We start from the raw sequence: 16,494 nt of genomic DNA, 5'->3' as shown, positions 1-16,494 counted from the left end.
TTAAACTGCGATGTTATCTTCGAAATAACGATTGAAATCTATGTTGAACTCGCTAGGCATTACACCTTTTTCAACCTTCATCTGACTTTGTGTTAGGTCGATTTGTTTTATTGGCAGATAATTTTCATTGCGAGCAGAATAGAAAACTTTCACAACCGGCTTTAACGGCGAACTATCATTGTGACTAACGACCATGCCAATGTGTTCGTTATTTAATTTAACTAAACTTCCAACCGGATAAATACCAACACATTTAACAAATTTCTGCACTAACTCTTCATCGTACATCACGGGTGAATCGTTCAGTAAAATTTTAAGCGCTTTTTGTGATGGCATACCGGGCTTATAACAACGGTCAGCGGTAATCGCATCATAGGTATCAACGATGGCAATCATGCGACCATACAGGCTAATCTCTTCACCTCGCAAGCCTTCTGGATAACCATAACCGTCTAAGCGTTCGTGGTGTTCAGCCATTGTTTTTATAATGTGTTCAGGTAACCCCATCTCTTCCAATGTTTGAATCCCATAAAATACGTGATCACGCATAATGTTCATTTCGGGATCGGTGAGTCTACCTGGTTTATGCAAAATGCTATCTGGGATTTTTATTTTGCCAATGTCATGCAAAAATCCCGCTAGCGCAAGCTCTTGCACTTCCACTTCTTTTAAGCCAATAAATTTAGCAAACCGAGCGAGTAACACTGCCACATTGAGTGAATGCTCTAAAAGATAGCTATCTTTTTCACGGATTTTTGTGAGACACATCAGCGCATTTGGATTTCTATCGATTGAACCTACCAGTTGTTCAGAAAACTCTTTGGGCATTTTTAAATCTATAGGCAAACCATCTGCCACAGACTTGAGCATTCTATTTTGAACCACTTTTCCTTTGTCATGTAATTTTTTGGCAACCGCAATTTCTGCATCGAATGTAACGTGTTGATTCGTTTTTGATGTTTCTGTTGGGGGAGGGGTTGCTTCAAGCTCGTCACTATCAGTGGGATCTTGCTCTAACTCAGGAGTAAACTCTTTGCTAGGATCGATAAGAAGTCGAATGATGCCTTTTTTTCGCAACTGTCCGACAATCGCGTGTTTCGTTACCTTTCCTTGGCTTTTTATCTTCATATTGCCACGTTGTTCAACGATGCCTTGAACATACATACCCGGCTTCAATTCATCGATTGAAATTTCTTTTAGCACGCGTCAAAAACTCAGTGGAAAAATTGTAATTTATCAAACATAAACTAAGCCGTTACTTTGCACAAGAAATTTCACATAATAGTTACATTAATCATGTATTTAGTAATTTAATTTGAATAGCAAATCTGCTAAGTCAGGTTGCCATTGAAATAACGTTAATTTAACTCTGTTATTGAACACCGCTACATTTTCCTGCTGCAATAATGCTGTTTGATTTTTAGCCTGCTCACTTTGCGCGGCAAAGGCAATTTTTCCATCCGAGCGCAGCACACGATACCAAGGCACTTTTAGTGCCTCAGGTGCAACACCAAGCGCTTTACCCACTAATCTTGCTCGCCCAGGTAAACCTGCTAAATCGGCAATTTGTCCATAACTGGCTACTTTGCCACATGGAATTTGTAAAACGGTTTGCCAAATCTGTTGCTGGTATTGATGATTCACGTTAGCCAGCGAGAGGAAACTGCAGATTTAGCGCTTCTATGTCACACGGCTCTCCGCGACGGTTTACCTGTCGGTACAAGCTCAAGTCTGCAGGGCTCACAAACCCTGCCACACGCTCTAAATCATTCAGTCGTGCACCTTGTACGACTAAAAACGTCAAATAGGTATGACGTAATGCTGCAATAGAAAACTGTTCAGCAAATGCCACCCCTGCATCATGGGCAATATTGATGATCATTTGATCGAGTTGTTGCTCATCTAAACGAGATCCCAGCAATTTACTTTCTGGCGGCTGAGTAGCACTTAAGTTTTCGACGATCTGAGCACACTCCTCAGTGACAGCGACACTTCTGGCAAACTCGCCGGGGATCTCCAGTGATTGGGTTTCCAAATCAAAATCCTGAATCGTGACAACAAGCAATTCGCTAGGGCTCACACCGTTTAGTATCAACGACATTGCCAGTTTGCCATCTCGATTGGCCACCTTGTATAAACTTTGACACTCCGCCTCAGATATTAATCGTGCAGGAGTCGAAGTCGCAGTCTGTGATAATTGAAGTGGCGTTTGTTGATGACCAAGTTGCGCATTTTTTTGCTGCTCCAACGCATGCTGCGCAGCCATTTGTTGCTCTAATGTGAGTCCTAAAGAGGGAGGAACCACATTGTAACTTGTCATTGTTGGTGCAGGCGTTTTTTGACGATGTATAAAGCTAAATATCAGCAATGCAAACAAGCTTACCAACACAGCAGCAGCTAGTGCGATAGCTGAATCTCGCCAATAATTTGGAGAGATGGGGTAGGTAGGCACAAAAGGTTCTTCCAGAACATTAATTTTTGCTTGGAATGGCTTTTGAACTTCGGTTTCCACCAATTGATCTTTGAGTTGTTGTGCTTGTTCTTGCAGTTGACTCAATGAACGCATTAAGCGGCTGTATTCTTCCAATTTTTGATTAAATGCTTGCGCATCTTTGCCCAATTCATCTAGTTGCATCTCGAGTTGTTTTTGCTTTTGTTCTGAAGCAACCACTGTGCGTTGCAAATCTTCAACAAAATTCTGCTGACTCTCAGCAGTGATGGCTTCATACCGTGACTCCAACTCTTTGATTTTGCGTTTTTTATTCACAATATCTGGGTCTAGATTCATGTATTCCGGTGTGTATCTTTGCGACAATTCATGTAATTCGGCTTTTCTATCTCTTATTGCACTGCGGATCCCATCAAGTCTCGCTTTATCAGCGGGATGATAGACAGCCTCTCCTTGAGCGATACTTTGTTTAACACTTTCAAGTGTTGCGGTAGCTTCGGCTTGTTGGGTCTCTGCTGTGTCTAATGCAGCCCCCATACTTTTTATTTTCGACAGCGCTCGGTTTTCGTCACGCTCCATCGAGATAATGTTATTTTCTTCACTGAATTGCTCAGCTAATTCCCGTTGCTCGATAATTTTTTGTTCCAACGCTATGAGCTTTTCTTGCCCTAAAGACAAATCTTCAACGGTGTTTTCGTCAGTTTCTTCTTGTAACCTTTCTAAATACAAAGCAAGCCATTGCTCGAGCACCGGTTGTAAATGATCTTTATTTTCACCCGTGGTGAATAAATTGATGATCCGGCTATCAAGGTGTTCTTCAGTCGAGACCATTTTGGCCAACGCTTCGGTACTTAAATTAAGTGAATATTCGTTTGCAAGTTGGGTGCTCAGCGAATCTAAAATACGATTGCTGGTAAGACGTTTATTATTCAGCGTAATTTGTTCTTCTGGTACAGCTGTTTGCTCGTTATTAAGCTGCTGGGCATAACTGAAATGTATAATTGCTTGGCTTTGATAAATAGGCGAGCGTGACCAAATCCAAATCATTGCGACAACAAACACCACCAAAAAGCTGATACTCAATACCCACCATTTTTGTTTTTGCAGTTTTTTGGCTTCTTGCTGTGAACGCATGTCGGTGCTGTCAGCGCCAAATTGTGGTGGGATAACTTCCACGTTTTCGCTAAATGCCATGTTATATTTCCATATTCCTTAAACACGTGCTTACTGGTGTTAGTTTGCACACAAAGATTTTTATGTCTAATAGATTATCAGCTAAAGTAAGGTGCCGCGACTGATATTATATTACCTGAATACATCCACAGGCTTCAAAAACCTTAACATATGTAATGACAACCTATTATGAAAAAACGTTCAATCTGCTCTCGCTGTCATTATCCTCAAAACGTGTGTGTTTGCGGTGCTATTAGTTGCATCACGATCCCACTGCAATTGGTCGTTTTGCAACATCCATTAGAAACTCGTCATGCAAAAAATACCGCAAGGCTGATTCCGTTGTGCATACCAAATACGCAGACATTTGTAGGCCAAAGCGAACAAGATTTTACAGAACTAAAACAACAATTAGTAAAAACCAATAAAACGGCGTGGGTGCTGTATCCAAATTCACAAAGTCAGCCGTTAGAAGATTATCAACAGCACTATCCCGACACACTACCTGATGTACTCATTGTGATTGATGCGACGTGGCGAAAAGCAACCAAAATGTGGCAACTCAACCCGTGGTTACATGTATTACCCAGTTGGCATTTTAATGCACTTCCAGAAAACCAGTATCGTATTCGAAAAACCCAATTAGCTCATAGTTTATCAACATTAGAGGCCGCAGCTCAGGGTTTAAAAATTCTGACAAAAAGGGATGTAAAGCCACTACTTAGACTATTTGATGAGATGCAAATTCAACAAGAGAAACATATGCCAAAACACGGTTAATTTTGGCGTTTAAAGTTAAACCATTTAGGTAATCTACCAACAAACACGAGATAATATGCAAACACGCCTAATGCAGAGAAAATAACCCCGCTCATACCCGGCTCTTGCCAATTTCCAATCCATAAACAATAAATCGAAAAAGCGATAACCATTAGCGTAGGTGACGCCACCAAGGCAATCATCACCCTAACATTTGGTGGTATTTTACTGCCCTTTTTAGGCTCAGAATCAGAGGAGTTCGATTGCTGTTCAGGATTAGAAGACTGGCTCATAGTTTACCTTTACACTGTTTCATTGTGTTACTCACGGTCTAAAAACTCCATGACACTTTTAACCGTAGACTGCGGATCTTCTTCATGTGGTACATGGCCTAAGGTTGCGAAAATCACCAACTCACTATTTTCAATATCCTCTTGAAAACGACGACCAAAAGAAACCGGTATCAACCTATCTTCTTGCCCCCAAATAATCAGTGTCGGCTGTTTAATTTCCACAATTCTATGCATTAATGGTCCTGGCTGCGTTTGTTCAAAACGTTCAGCCAATGCTTGTCGATTCCCAGCACGCGTGGTTAATTGATAATAACGATCGACTAGTTCAGGCGTCACTTTGCTAGTATCGCCATAAACATTTTTAACGCTTTTAACCACTAAGCTTCGTGGCAGCATATCACCGATGAGCAGTTTTAATAATGGCTGCCTAGAAATTTGAAATGCCAAGGGCACCGATGTCGGTTCATACGGATAACCACTGGCATCCACTAAAACAAGTTTAGTGACGCGTTCAGGATGAAAAACTGTGGTTGCCCAGGCAATATAGCCCCCTAACGAATTACCAGCCAAGACAAACTGATCAACCCCAAGCTTGTCCATCACGGCGATAACGATGCGACTATAACTTTCAATGCTGTAATCATTTTGTGGGTTTGGTCCGGTCAAACCAAAAGCTGGTAGGTCGAAACTAATGACTCGGTGTTGAGATTTTAAAGTTTGTACCCAGCCCTCCCACGTATGCAGTGAAGCACTGGTGCCATGCAAAAGTACAATGGGCACAGCTTGTCTCGGACCTTCGTCGCGCAGATGGATACGCATACCATCAATTTCCACAAACTGTGAAGGCGGTGGGGCCCAACGAGGAGCAAGTTCAGCGACGGTTTTATCTGGTTGCTGAAACATCACTAACAAAACAATATACATTGCTAACAATAGCAACAAAATTGCACTCAATATTTTAATAATTCGTTTCACTCATGTCTTCCAGCAGCACTACAAATCCAGATTAAGTTATGGCTAAACTTAACACGGGTAGCTGAGTTTTCTTTAATAACACTCTACTTGTTCGAAACGCAACTTTTTGCGATATAAATAGGTTGCCACCAGCAAAGGAAGTGGGGTGATGAACACTAAGTAAGAAGGGTAATCGATAAAAAATAAAGTGCATAATACGCAGCCTATCGCGCCGCATAGCATATGAAAACGGTAAAACGAGATACTTTCTTCGTAAGCATCAGGAAAGATTAGTTTCAATAATAACTGGAATAATCCCCATACGCCTACCGAACTTAGAATAACGCCAAACACGACTAGATAACCACTGATAAAACCACGACTTATCATTTCCATTCCGACTAAAAAACCGGTATCGATCACGGCAATCCAAAGTGCCACAACGGCACAAAATCCGATGACAGATTCAGCCAGAAAAATATGTCTTTTGGGCTTTTTCACGTTGGAAAATCTCGTTAATGTTATTCTTAAAAAGGGTTGCAGAATTGAAATACTAACATGACAAAAGGTAGGTTTTAACACCCTAATAAAGGTAAGTGCTTAATTTTTTGATACTTAAAAGTCAGCTCAAAACAATGTGCTAACACCTGCAGAGGCAAAGGCTTGTTAAGTGGCAGCGCAATTTCGCGATTACCGACGTAACTCAATTCTTGCGGATATAACTCTTTGAATGTTTCAATTAGTTTGGTTTGGCAGTTAACAAAAACGCTTATATGGGCTGGTTTAGAAGGTTTCCAATCCATTCTAAGAGTGCTGCCCGTTTTGGTAATGTAACTTGGCTCCCCCCATTTAAAGGTTTCTTCTAAATGCTTGATTTCGGGAGTATTGTTAGCAACGTTAAGCAACAACTCTCGTAAACACAGTAAAGCTTCCTGAGCAATGTCCGGGCATTGTTTGATGTGTTCTATGACGTTTGGATTTGCTTGAAAAACCATTTTTTTTAACTCGTTATCGATAAAAGCGGTGGCAAAAATCGTTGCATCTCAGGGTTTTTACTCTAGGTCAATTTACTCGCCAAGGTGGATTTAAACGGTTTTCACCTGCCCAATAAAGTTTTATCTTATTGCCCGAAGGATCATACAAAATAGCTTCTCGCCATAAATACGACTGATCAGTCGGTAATTGCTCAAACACAATATTTTTTTGTAACAGTGATTCTACCCACTTATCAAGGGCTTCATGTTCAAAATAAATCACCGCCCCATTTTGACAGTTTTCTTCTAGTGATAACGAAAACGTTGCATCGCCAATTGGACACTCAAACCGAGCATAGTGCGGCGTATCAACAATGAGACGAAAGCCAAGCAATCGATAAAAGTCGACGGCTTTACTCATATCCTTCACCGGCAGCGTAACTTGATTCAAATTCATTTTAGACAACTAAACGGATAACTTTCTGTGTAATTTATACCCTAAAATGAAGACGATAACCAATTGCTTAAGCGTGACTGGAGAATGACACTTTGTGTGGTCTTTGTTTTTAGAATGCGTCAAATGACAACGATATAGGTGTGTAATTGCGTCTATTGAACAGAATGTTTCCAAGACGCACATCAACGTTAGCGTGGAGGGTCGACTTTCTCAGCAACTGAGGTATTTACTCGATACCAACCAGCAATAGAATATCTGTCACGTTGGGCAGGTAAAACTTCGTGGGGAAAGTCTTCACTCAGAAACACCACGACCGTTCCCATTAAAGGCACAACTTTGGTTCCTTCGGTATCACTGTCATCGTTAAACAATACCAATTCGCCACCATCATCATTGCCCCAGCCAGAGTTGAGATAAGTGACAACTGACAATACGCGTTGAGCTTCGCCTTTAAACGCATCACGGTGACGTTTGTAGTATGTGCCCGGTGCATAATGCGAGAAGTGGCTTTCGAACGAAAACAAGCCGAGAAATAACCGGCTATTCAAATATCTTTGTAGATCACCAGTCCAATTTAACCATGCAATTTCCGCAGGCGATTTTCCTGTGATCCAGCAAATTTCGTCGGTTCGCACAAACTCGTTTTTAAGATAATCATTACCTCGCCCTATACCAGCGGCTTTAAAACGTTGCTCATCCATTTCTAACTGATATTGACTCAATGACATACTCAGCTCTTCAGGCAAGGCAGCAGGTCGAATACTATACCCTTGGGTATACAAATCATCTGCTATGGCAGCAAACAAAGATTCGTTTATTTCGCTGGTATCAGTTTTAAAAAGCAATGGTTGGATGGCGTTCACGTTTTTACCCTATTAAAGCCTAAATATTTAATCCACATTGACTGGTGAATCGCACCGATAAAATAAGCTCAAGTTTTGTGCAGATATCGCCAGGGCGGCGAGTATACGACTAATCAAGCATTTTACTAACGTTTATTTTTGTAAATTATTTAAGCTTCGTTTTTTGTATTTCTCAACGGAGGTTTTAAGTGGCAAATTGCCAGTGCATTATCCACTTGTGAGCTTGTTTTTGGGTTATGATTTGGGGCAATTTGAAACAACCTTTAAGGCTTCTTGCCATGCAAGATCAGCATCAAAATTGTTAATCAGTCCATTACTATGCTTTTGCTCTGTGAACGCGCCCATGCCGTGTTGGATCATGTAGGTAGGATGATAAGTTGGCATGCCAATATTTTTTAATTGTCCACAAACCTGACTATTATCGGTCGTTTTTTGGGTAATTTCTGATAACAATAGATTGAGTACGTCCTGATCATAAGGAGCAAAAGTATTCATGCGCAGGACCATAACCGCTTGATGTGCTGATCTATCCACCACCCTGCGCGTATCGAAATATCCATTGCTCATGGCCGCCAAATACATATCCGCTGCGGAGTCGAATTGCTGTTGCTCCACACACGATGTTAAGCCTGAAAACAAATCAGCTGGCGTATAACTAGAACGAATTTGAGTCATGCTCAAACAAGCTAATGAATGATGCGATTGTAGATTACCTTGCGTTTCATAATTCACCACGCTTTCTTGTGACGTTGATTGACAACCCGTCAATAATAACACCAGTATTCCGAAAACTCGTTTAGCCATATTCACGCTCTCATGTAATCTACATTAATTGGTTTGCACCAGCATCTCACTAAACAGTGCTAAACAAAAACCGAAAACGGCCCCAAGTGGTGGTCCCCAGTGTTTAGCCAGACGTGATTGAGGCGCAATATCTTGGAAAATAATATAAAGGATACCGCCAGAGGCAAACAACATAATTGCGCCTAACAGCCATTCGTAACTTGATAAATACAAATAGCCGACTACACCTGCAATTGGCCCCAACGGTATCAGCGCACTCATGGTTAACAATGTTTTAGATGCTTTATGTCCATTATTGCGGTTAATTTCTCGGTAACTATTAAATCCCTCTGGTAGGTTCTGAAGGCCGATAAACAAAGCTAACAAAGGTGCAGCTGGCGAACCTAAAGCCACTAATCCCCCCAATGCTAACGCCTCAGGAACATAATCCAGCATCATACCCAACAATTGGGGAGAGTCGTGTTTCTTTAACCCTAACCACCTTTCTACTAATAAAAAAGTAGCTCCTCCCAGTAACATAATGGGTATCGAGAACAAAGAATCATCCATATTCTTGATCCCTTCAGGGACCAAAACGACTGATACAGCTCCAAGTAAGATTCCGCCACCAAACGCAATCACAAAATGCCTAACTTCACGTTCAAACCAACGTGGGCGAATATGTTCGAAACTGGCTAGTATGCCGCCAATTAAAATACAGCTACCGGCCAGTCCAGTGAGTAAAATAATGGAGACGATTTCGGGCATAAAAAATTCCTAATGAATAAATAATGGTTAGTTATCTATAGGCTCATTTCGATCACATTTTTTGCAATCTAGCTGAAAACCCAGCTTGGTGTTTCGCCCTTGCGCAGTTTCGACCCAAGGTCGATTAGTCCAAGGCGGCTCATGCCTGACATGTTGATTGTGACCACAATCCAGTTCAGCCACCCAGTGGTTTTCTTGGTCTTTATGGTAACCAATTATTGCATGTTTCATTTATTCAGCCGTTTGAATTAAATCCCATTTATTGCCATATAAATCTTGGAATACCACGACCGTACCATAAGGTTCAGTGCGTGGACGTTCATCAAAAACAACACCTTGCGCTAACATAAACTCATAATCCCGCCAGAAATCATTGCTTTGCAGGATCAAAAAGACGCCACCACCAGCCTGCTTACCCAAAACAGCAAGCTGACTTTCAGACTCTGCTTTGACTAATAGAATATGGGTACCATTGGCATTTCTAGGAGAGATTTGCACCCAGCGTTTGCCATCACCAGAGTCGATGTCTTGGACCAATTCGAAGTTTAACTTATTGATATAAAAATCTAAGGCATCTGAATAACATTCAACAAGTAAGGCAATACTGCCAATTTGCTGTTTCACCGGCTTATCCATCGTGTAGCTCCTGACTATTGAATAGCAACCTCACACTGACTCAATCAAGCTATTTCTCAGAGCCTTTATCCTCGGCATATTTAACGCGTATTTTATTACTTCCAACGGTTTTATAATTAAGATTTTTAATCGCTGCTTTTGCCTCTAGCGTTTTCGGCATCTCTACAAAACCAAATCCTTTAGACGTATTGGTATCTTTATCAAACACCACATTGCAAGATTCAACCATGCCGAACTCTTCAAACAACGCTTTTAATTCGTCTTCGCTGGTTGTTCGATCTAAGTTACGTACTAATATTTTCATTTGTTTCCTGATTGTCGTGTTATTTAAACAAAGCGTACAGTAAATGAATACACTCAAAAACGATACTAAAGTTGCAAGAGAAGCACCTTAAACTGTGTTTTATGCATCAGAGCTGTTTACAAATAATAAAATCAGCCCACTAACAGCACCGTACATGAAAGCTCCTTCAAATGACGCGATGCCAACCTTTGTTTGCCACATTTGAAAAAGCCCTCCACCAACCACAATAAACCCGCCAAACCACACAACTAACGCCATACCGGCACCTAAAATGGCATACTTTTTTGCAGCATTGTATTCAAGTCCATTCGCTTTTCTCGTCGTCCAAAGATCCCATGCCCCTTTTAGACAAAAAGCGCCGATTAAAAACTCTCCCAATACTATGCATACCAATGCGATGGTAATTGCAGCGGAATGAGTAATAGCAGGGAAGATAGGATTACTGTAAATTTCATGCCCGTGCATGCCAACGACATAGCTTACCGCTGTCATTGCGGAATTCCAGTTGGCAAGATTTCCCGCTACGTAAAACCATCCTTGCAATCCGACAAAAACAACTAGAACGATTTTCAATATCCGAATTTCCATTGGATTCTCCCATGAGCTCGTATGTGTGATTATGTACTGACCAAGTTTTCAACCTAAGGTGTCTAGAGCGCTGATGGCACTACAGCGAGTATTCGCAATACATTATAGAACTAGAAATTGACTATACTCAATTACTGCCCCCCAAAAGTGAAATGAGTCACCTTACGAATAGTTTATTAGCTTGAAAGCATAATGTTGCAAATCAACAAAAGCCTATTAGGAAATACCGGGAATCGACTCTACCTATGAAACGTTAAATACAAAAAAACACACCCGTAGGTGTGTTTTTTATTTCAGCGAACGACTAATTTCAGACCTTTAAAACTATCCCTGCTCCTTCGCGATGATAGCTTTAAGTTTCGCTTCCATTCGCTCTACAATTTCGGGATGCGTATGGTACAGATTTGTAGATTGATACGGATCTGAGGCAATATCGTAAAGTTGGGCTGGTGGCGCGTCAGGTAGTAGTTTGCCGTCTGCCATATCACTATTAACGCCCCCTACAAAATTAACCGCAGCTGCGCCGCCCCAAGCATGAGCAGAAGGTTTAGAACCTCGAAATCCACCACTACCTTTAGCGGGGATATAAACCCATTTGCCATCGCGTAATGCCAAATTTTTCGGTTGACGAGGCGCAATAACCAGTTCTTCACGAAGTTGATTGGTAGTAGTACCGAGCAAAGCTGGCAGCACATTAATACTATTTGTATCCTTTGGTACTGCGTTTTCCTGTCCGGTCAAGCTTGCAAATGTTGAATACATATCGACAAGTGAAATAAGTTGATCAGACGTTTCGCGTGGTCCGATTTTTCCCGGCCAGCGAGCGATAAACGGTACACGGTGTCCGCCTTCCCACACACCAAACTTAAAGCCGAGTAAATCGCCATTAATCTTGTGACCGGCTTCATAGGCGTTACGCCCACCTAAGTTCAGCATTCCACCATTATCACTGGTGAACACTACCAATGTATTATCTGCCAAATCATTTTCTTCCAGATAGGTCATCAGTTCGCCAACCATCCAATCTAATTCATGAACGAAATCACCATACAGACCGATTTCACTTGTTCCTTTGAATTTAGGTGACGGAGTGAATGGGTGATGAACTTGTGTGGTTGAGAAATACAGGAAAAAAGGATCTTGTTTGTTTGCATCTATCCAATCAATTGCCTTGTGCGTAAATTCGATGCCGAGTTGTTCATCGTCATAACGCATGTGAGCCGCTAACGCCCCGCCAAAATGGTTCTGCGTTTTTTGCGATGCTTCTTTAGGAAATTCTTTAATTGGAGTAGGTTGTACTTCAGTGTTAGTGCGCGAACGCGGTGGCCCCAAATAGACGAGAGGATCTTTAGGATCATGCTCGACGACTGTTTCGTTTTCTACCAATACGTAAGGTGGAGCACTATTTACGATGGGCACCCCATAATAATAATCAAAGCCCACATCTAACGGACCCGGAGACAACGGCATTTGCCAGTCATTTTGACCTTGTTTAAATCCTAAGTGCCACTTTCCTATTGCCGCGGTTTTATATCCTTTGTTTTGCAACATTTTACCGAGGGTTAATTCGTCGGTTTCAATAATCAGTTCAGATTCGATGGGTAACGGTCCCCAAACGCCTACTTCCTGATTGCGCGCACCTTTTTTTGCGCGCATTGGATACTTTCCGGTAAGCAAAGCATAACGAGACGGTGTGCAGACCGCAGACACTGAGTGCGCATCTGTAAACATGCGTCCTTGGGATGCAAGTTTGTCAATATTTGGGGTTTTAATTTTTGTTGCCCCATAAACACCCACATCGCCATACCCTAGATCATCAGCAAGAATAAAAATGATATTTGGCGGTTTTTCTTCTGTCGCTTTTTCAGTGGTGACGATTTCATCTTTTGGTGCTTGTTCGCAACCGGATAAAATGCACAAAATAGCAAACATAAAAAAACGGGTTAGATATTGTCGTGAACAGTTCAATTTCACTCTCCTGAAACTTTGACTAAGCGTGTTTGGCGCAATTGAGAATCAGGCTTAATCAATCAAGCCTGATTCAAACTGGGCTTTACGAATAAACGATATGTATTTCTAAATTCTCATCAGCCTTAATATTCAGCGAACGCGCAAGCTGTATTGTCACTTCACCTTTTTGGTATGCGTGTTTGACGTCAACAGCTGCACCAGCATATTTTGCGCTAATCTTTTTAGGCGCAGCTTTCACACCTAGAACTACTTCAGATAGATGCACACTACCTTCACGCATCGCAATGACCGCAGTTAATGCATTGTTGCTTTGAGTTTGTTCGAAAAGTCCGTAACCTTGTGCCACTGAAAAAAAGCTGGCGTGATTTTCTGGCTGCAAAATTGGGCGGAAGCCTATAAGACCTGCTGGACCGTCGTAAATAAAGCCTTGTAGCGCAGTTAATGCAGACCAAACACTGAGTGAGCGTCCATAGTACTTGCCACATTCATCATCACCATAAGGATTTCCAGAGTAACCCCAAGGCCCATTGACAACATTTGATACACCTTCGGTGCGTAATCGCCCGTCGTAACGGTCAGCGACCACTTTTAATAACATCAAACCTTCGTCTATCATGCCATTTTGCATCATTGTAACAGCCGCGCCATATTCAAAACCGGTCATGACTTCGTCACCGTATTTCATACCGGGAATAGGCTGCTGACCTCTGGGCCAAGTGATCATTTTCATCCCGCCATCTTCTATTTCACAATATTGACGAGGTTTGAGTGACTGCCCGTAAAAGTCAGCGCGAAAGTTGTATTTCAAAAGGGCTGACATCGCTTGTTGCGCACGTTCACGAGGATAATTGCGATCGATATTTAACTGATCGGCCCACCATTCCCCCAGTAATTGGTCGATATGACAGCCATCCAGATAGTCTTGGAAGCGTTCTTTTCCTTCTTCTTGAATATAATATTCACCATTCCAAAGGCGCTTATTCTGCAATTTTTTGCCAGACTCTCGAATTGCACGATATTCCTTCGCAGTCTGCGGCTCTCCCACTATGTCAGCCATCCGGGCCGCCGCTTCAAGGGATGTGAGATACAAACTTCCAATCCACGAAGAACACCCTGTAATATTCCCATCGAGTGTGTTGTGTTGAGTGTTTGACATAAAACCAATACGATTGGGATCCCATTCATTGATGCCCCATTCCACCGCTTTTTTGACTCTAGGCCATTGAGATTTTAACCAACTGTCATTCGCGCTACATTGATGTTCACGGTAAGTATTAAGAATGGTACCAAAGTGCCCATCAGCCGCCGATTTTGTATTGCTATGACGATAAGGTATTAACCCATCCGCTAACTGCATGTCATAGTCTTGTTTACGCATGATGCGGCCCAACTCGGGTAACAAGCGAGCATGCGCTTGAGCGTAATGCCAAACATGAGTACAGTTTGCTGCACAACACCCATTTTCGGGGTTACACCCTTCCCATGCACCAAAATATCCATCTTGCGACCACCAGCAAGTTTGGCTGCGTAAAACAGCTAATTGGGAAGAACAACGGTCAAGTAGCCATACTGGAAGAGTAGATGCATAGAGCGTGTCGTGGAATCGTCGGGTACGCTCACTTAAATTCACAAGATGCTCATCTAGGTAAGACGCTACGTCCATAGCATCAGACCACCAATTATTGTACATCTGGCCAGCTCCTACCCACTGTTTTCCTTTTGTACTTTTGTTAGCCGCACCATGTTTTGTTTCGGTAAAATACCAAGTCAGCACAAAGGTAACCGATTTAGACTCGCCAGGCGCAAGAGTCAAAGGTGCACTTAACGCGCCATTTACGGTTTGACCAGCACGAGAAATGGGGGAGTTGTTCGGACCTGTCAATCCACCATTGTCAGTAAATTCACGTTTAAATTCTGCAGGCGATGTCCAATTAGTCGTTCCTGTTGCATCAGCAGCCTGGGTTAATAACACCATATCGGCTTTCGGGTGAGAACCTGCGCGTGTCATATGCAACAGGGTAGTATTTCCCTTTTTGAGCAGCGTATTTTGATTACTGCCAAATTCGCCCTTTTCCCCTTCGGTATATCCCAACGCGTTTTTTTGCGATGAAAGTACACTCGTTGTCACCTCATCAGTCGACGTATTCTTCACCGTAACTTGATAAATAGCACAAGGAATCGAGGAGTTTTGCAAATCCATCGGAATAAAGGGATTGAACACTTCAAGCGCAACATCCACTGGTAAACTGTTGTCTTCAAATCGATATTTGCCGAGCGGATATTCTCCTTCGAATTTCACGTCGGACATAGGACTGAACTGTCCGTTCGCTTTTGTTTGCAACGCCTTGACGACAGGCGGCGCATTTTTCGCTTTTATGCGAATAGCTAAAAAACTATCATCTATTGTTCTTTCAACGTGATTACAGGCAATTTGCCAAATCTTAGGTACCGCATTGCCATCAAACTGAATTGCACCCGCGCCGATTCCGCCAACTGTAAAATTAATTGCGCTTAGATATTCCCCTTCGTATACACGAGTTTTACCGGGTGCTTTGAGTGCAGGATCTTTAATGATGTTGGCTGCTTTTTTATCCCGGTTAGCATCCCGCATGGCTTTGACGCGACTAACCAAAACACCTGTTTCAGCTAATTGCTGAGCTAAACCTCCCGCTCTGAGGTGTTTTTGAAATTCTTTTGGTGTTAAACCAGCATCATAAATAGCTACTTCGTCTAAGCTAATATTGCTTGCACTCCAACCTTCAGCAGTCGTATTACCAAAGGTCATAACCGAGGTTTTGGGTCCAGCTCGGGTAAACTCATAAGCACCACCAAACAAGCTACATTCGTAACCATCCACATAAGCTCGTACATCTAGATCGAAACTCGTTACAGCTAAATGATACCAACGGCCAACTTCTACTGGACGATTGGTCGGAAGATCTATGCGGGTTACAACTTCTTCCTTAGTATTTCGATACAGCAAAGCAGATAAATCGTTTTTAACACCAATGATATAGCGCACATTATCGCCATCGGCTTGGGCAATGATCACCGAATCCTCAGTTCCGCTGGGCTTGGCATTCACTTTAAAAAACAATTCAATGGTAGCAAATCGGCCAAATAAGTTTTTGGTATCACTAACCGCTAAATTTTTTCCCGGAGCGAGCTTGATACCAGAGCCCTTCACTGCGCCGTCATCAAATGAATTTACACCACTGGCAACTGCAGATTTACCACTGATTAAATCAACCAGATCGTTTTCAAATCGCCAGTAACCACGCAAAGATTCATGGGATTTAACTGCCTCTGCATATGCGTCGCTGCTAACTCTGCCGCCGGGCCATTGCATACAGCCCATTAAGCCAACAGAAGAAGCGCCTGCTATTAAAAAGTGGCGGCGAGACATAGTTGGACTTGAACATCCACAACCATTGCTTGAATTTAGTTTAGTTCCCATCGGGTTTTACTCAGCTTAAAGTTATCTGCAATTAGTTTTATCTAATAATATTACTGTGATCAGAT

Annotated in this window: 18 protein-coding genes; 1 reads left to right on the top strand and 17 read right to left on the bottom strand. The window is 42.1% G+C overall.

The window, feature by feature from the left end; genetic code table 11:
- The 3 genes from GLIP_RS17605 to GLIP_RS17595 all read right to left on the bottom strand — a co-directional run bounded on the left by GLIP_RS17605 (window position 1) and on the right by GLIP_RS17595 (window position 3,643).
- A complete protein-coding gene (locus tag GLIP_RS17605; RefSeq protein WP_008846039.1) occupies window positions 1-1,203 on the bottom strand; it encodes an HD-GYP domain-containing protein in 1,203 nt (400 codons plus the stop codon).
- A 99-nt stretch (window positions 1,204-1,302) separates the two neighbouring features.
- Window positions 1,303-1,644 carry an MGMT family protein gene (locus GLIP_RS17600; RefSeq protein ID WP_008846038.1) on the bottom strand — a complete coding sequence of 114 codons (342 nt, stop codon included), beginning with the start codon at window positions 1,642-1,644 and terminating at the stop codon, window positions 1,303-1,305.
- A gap of 1 nt (window position 1,645) precedes the next feature.
- Window positions 1,646-3,643: a tyrosine-type recombinase/integrase gene (locus GLIP_RS17595; RefSeq protein ID WP_008846037.1), complete on the bottom strand. Its 1,998-nt coding sequence runs from the start codon at window positions 3,641-3,643 to the stop codon at window positions 1,646-1,648.
- 168 nt (window positions 3,644-3,811) lie between these two features.
- Here GLIP_RS17595 and GLIP_RS17590 point away from each other — a divergent pair, with 168 nt between their 5' ends.
- On the top strand, window positions 3,812-4,402 hold the full coding sequence (locus GLIP_RS17590) for a tRNA-uridine aminocarboxypropyltransferase (RefSeq protein WP_040523461.1): 591 nt from the start codon (window positions 3,812-3,814) through the stop codon (window positions 4,400-4,402).
- On the opposite strand, the gene GLIP_RS17585 is transcribed toward GLIP_RS17590, so the two are convergent.
- The 14 genes from GLIP_RS17585 to GLIP_RS17520 form a co-directional block, all read right to left on the bottom strand.
- Window positions 4,399-4,674 carry a hypothetical protein gene (locus GLIP_RS17585; protein ID WP_008846035.1) on the bottom strand — a complete coding sequence of 92 codons (276 nt, stop codon included), beginning with the start codon at window positions 4,672-4,674 and terminating at the stop codon, window positions 4,399-4,401. The two genes, GLIP_RS17590 and GLIP_RS17585, sit on opposite strands and share 4 nt — an antisense overlap.
- A gap of 27 nt (window positions 4,675-4,701) precedes the next feature.
- Window positions 4,702-5,649 (bottom strand): alpha/beta fold hydrolase, encoded by a 948-nt coding sequence (locus GLIP_RS17580; protein ID WP_008846034.1) that lies wholly within the window; start codon window positions 5,647-5,649, stop codon window positions 4,702-4,704.
- A 72-nt stretch (window positions 5,650-5,721) separates the two neighbouring features.
- Window positions 5,722-6,129 (bottom strand): hypothetical protein, encoded by a 408-nt coding sequence (locus tag GLIP_RS17575; RefSeq protein WP_008846033.1) that lies wholly within the window; start codon window positions 6,127-6,129, stop codon window positions 5,722-5,724.
- Between the two features lie 74 nt (window positions 6,130-6,203).
- Window positions 6,204-6,623, bottom strand: a complete 420-nt coding sequence (locus GLIP_RS17570; protein WP_008846032.1) for a DUF1801 domain-containing protein — start codon at window positions 6,621-6,623, stop codon at window positions 6,204-6,206.
- A 67-nt stretch (window positions 6,624-6,690) separates the two neighbouring features.
- Window positions 6,691-7,059, bottom strand: a complete 369-nt coding sequence (locus GLIP_RS17565) for a VOC family protein (protein ID WP_008846031.1) — start codon at window positions 7,057-7,059, stop codon at window positions 6,691-6,693.
- A gap of 188 nt (window positions 7,060-7,247) precedes the next feature.
- Window positions 7,248-7,922 carry a 2OG-Fe(II) oxygenase gene (locus GLIP_RS17560; RefSeq protein ID WP_008846030.1) on the bottom strand — a complete coding sequence of 225 codons (675 nt, stop codon included), beginning with the start codon at window positions 7,920-7,922 and terminating at the stop codon, window positions 7,248-7,250.
- A gap of 234 nt (window positions 7,923-8,156) precedes the next feature.
- Complete coding sequence (locus GLIP_RS17555) at window positions 8,157-8,726, bottom strand: hypothetical protein (protein WP_008846029.1); 570 nt, start codon at window positions 8,724-8,726, stop codon at window positions 8,157-8,159.
- 24 nt (window positions 8,727-8,750) lie between these two features.
- Window positions 8,751-9,473, bottom strand: coding sequence for a ZIP family metal transporter (locus tag GLIP_RS17550; RefSeq protein WP_008846028.1), 723 nt, complete (start codon window positions 9,471-9,473; stop codon window positions 8,751-8,753).
- A gap of 27 nt (window positions 9,474-9,500) precedes the next feature.
- Window positions 9,501-9,704, bottom strand: a complete 204-nt coding sequence (locus tag GLIP_RS17545; RefSeq protein ID WP_008846027.1) for a DUF3565 domain-containing protein — start codon at window positions 9,702-9,704, stop codon at window positions 9,501-9,503.
- Window positions 9,705-10,109, bottom strand: a complete 405-nt coding sequence (locus tag GLIP_RS17540; RefSeq protein WP_008846026.1) for a VOC family protein — start codon at window positions 10,107-10,109, stop codon at window positions 9,705-9,707. It lies immediately after the preceding gene.
- 49 nt (window positions 10,110-10,158) lie between these two features.
- On the bottom strand, window positions 10,159-10,413 hold the full coding sequence (locus GLIP_RS17535; protein ID WP_008846025.1) for an RNA recognition motif domain-containing protein: 255 nt from the start codon (window positions 10,411-10,413) through the stop codon (window positions 10,159-10,161).
- A 99-nt stretch (window positions 10,414-10,512) separates the two neighbouring features.
- Window positions 10,513-11,001, bottom strand: coding sequence for a DUF2165 family protein (locus tag GLIP_RS17530; protein ID WP_008846024.1), 489 nt, complete (start codon window positions 10,999-11,001; stop codon window positions 10,513-10,515).
- A 324-nt stretch (window positions 11,002-11,325) separates the two neighbouring features.
- On the bottom strand, window positions 11,326-12,969 hold the full coding sequence (locus tag GLIP_RS17525) for a sulfatase family protein (RefSeq protein WP_226992242.1): 1,644 nt from the start codon (window positions 12,967-12,969) through the stop codon (window positions 11,326-11,328).
- Between the two features lie 85 nt (window positions 12,970-13,054).
- Complete coding sequence (locus GLIP_RS17520; protein WP_008846022.1) at window positions 13,055-16,429, bottom strand: GH116 family glycosyl-hydrolase; 3,375 nt, start codon at window positions 16,427-16,429, stop codon at window positions 13,055-13,057.
- Between the last annotated feature and the right edge of the window lie 65 nt (window positions 16,430-16,494).

The organism is Aliiglaciecola lipolytica E3 (assembly GCF_000314975.1).
Classification (GTDB): Bacteria; Pseudomonadota; Gammaproteobacteria; order Enterobacterales; family Alteromonadaceae; genus Aliiglaciecola; species Aliiglaciecola lipolytica.
Note: the sequence above shows the minus strand (reverse complement) of the source record. Positions and strands in the feature narration are given on the sequence as shown.

Excerpts from the sequence above, each read along its gene's own strand:
- GLIP_RS17570 (WP_008846032.1), bottom strand. The coding sequence starts at position 6,623 with ATGGTTTTTCAAGCAAATCCAAACGTCATAGAACACATCAAACAATGC.
- GLIP_RS17565 (WP_008846031.1), bottom strand. The coding sequence starts at position 7,059 with ATGAATTTGAATCAAGTTACGCTGCCGGTGAAGGATATGAGTAAAGCC.
- GLIP_RS17595 (WP_008846037.1), bottom strand. The coding sequence starts at position 3,643 with ATGGCATTTAGCGAAAACGTGGAAGTTATCCCACCACAATTTGGCGCT.
- GLIP_RS17590 (WP_040523461.1), top strand. The coding sequence starts at position 3,812 with ATGAAAAAACGTTCAATCTGCTCTCGCTGTCATTATCCTCAAAACGTG.
- GLIP_RS17530 (WP_008846024.1), bottom strand. The coding sequence starts at position 11,001 with ATGGAAATTCGGATATTGAAAATCGTTCTAGTTGTTTTTGTCGGATTG.
- GLIP_RS17585 (WP_008846035.1), bottom strand. The coding sequence starts at position 4,674 with ATGAGCCAGTCTTCTAATCCTGAACAGCAATCGAACTCCTCTGATTCT.
- GLIP_RS17545 (WP_008846027.1), bottom strand. The coding sequence starts at position 9,704 with ATGAAACATGCAATAATTGGTTACCATAAAGACCAAGAAAACCACTGG.
- GLIP_RS17550 (WP_008846028.1), bottom strand. The coding sequence starts at position 9,473 with ATGCCCGAAATCGTCTCCATTATTTTACTCACTGGACTGGCCGGTAGC.
- GLIP_RS17520 (WP_008846022.1), bottom strand. The coding sequence starts at position 16,429 with ATGGGAACTAAACTAAATTCAAGCAATGGTTGTGGATGTTCAAGTCCA.
- GLIP_RS17555 (WP_008846029.1), bottom strand. The coding sequence starts at position 8,726 with ATGGCTAAACGAGTTTTCGGAATACTGGTGTTATTATTGACGGGTTGT.
- GLIP_RS17540 (WP_008846026.1), bottom strand. The coding sequence starts at position 10,109 with ATGGATAAGCCGGTGAAACAGCAAATTGGCAGTATTGCCTTACTTGTT.
- GLIP_RS17535 (WP_008846025.1), bottom strand. The coding sequence starts at position 10,413 with ATGAAAATATTAGTACGTAACTTAGATCGAACAACCAGCGAAGACGAA.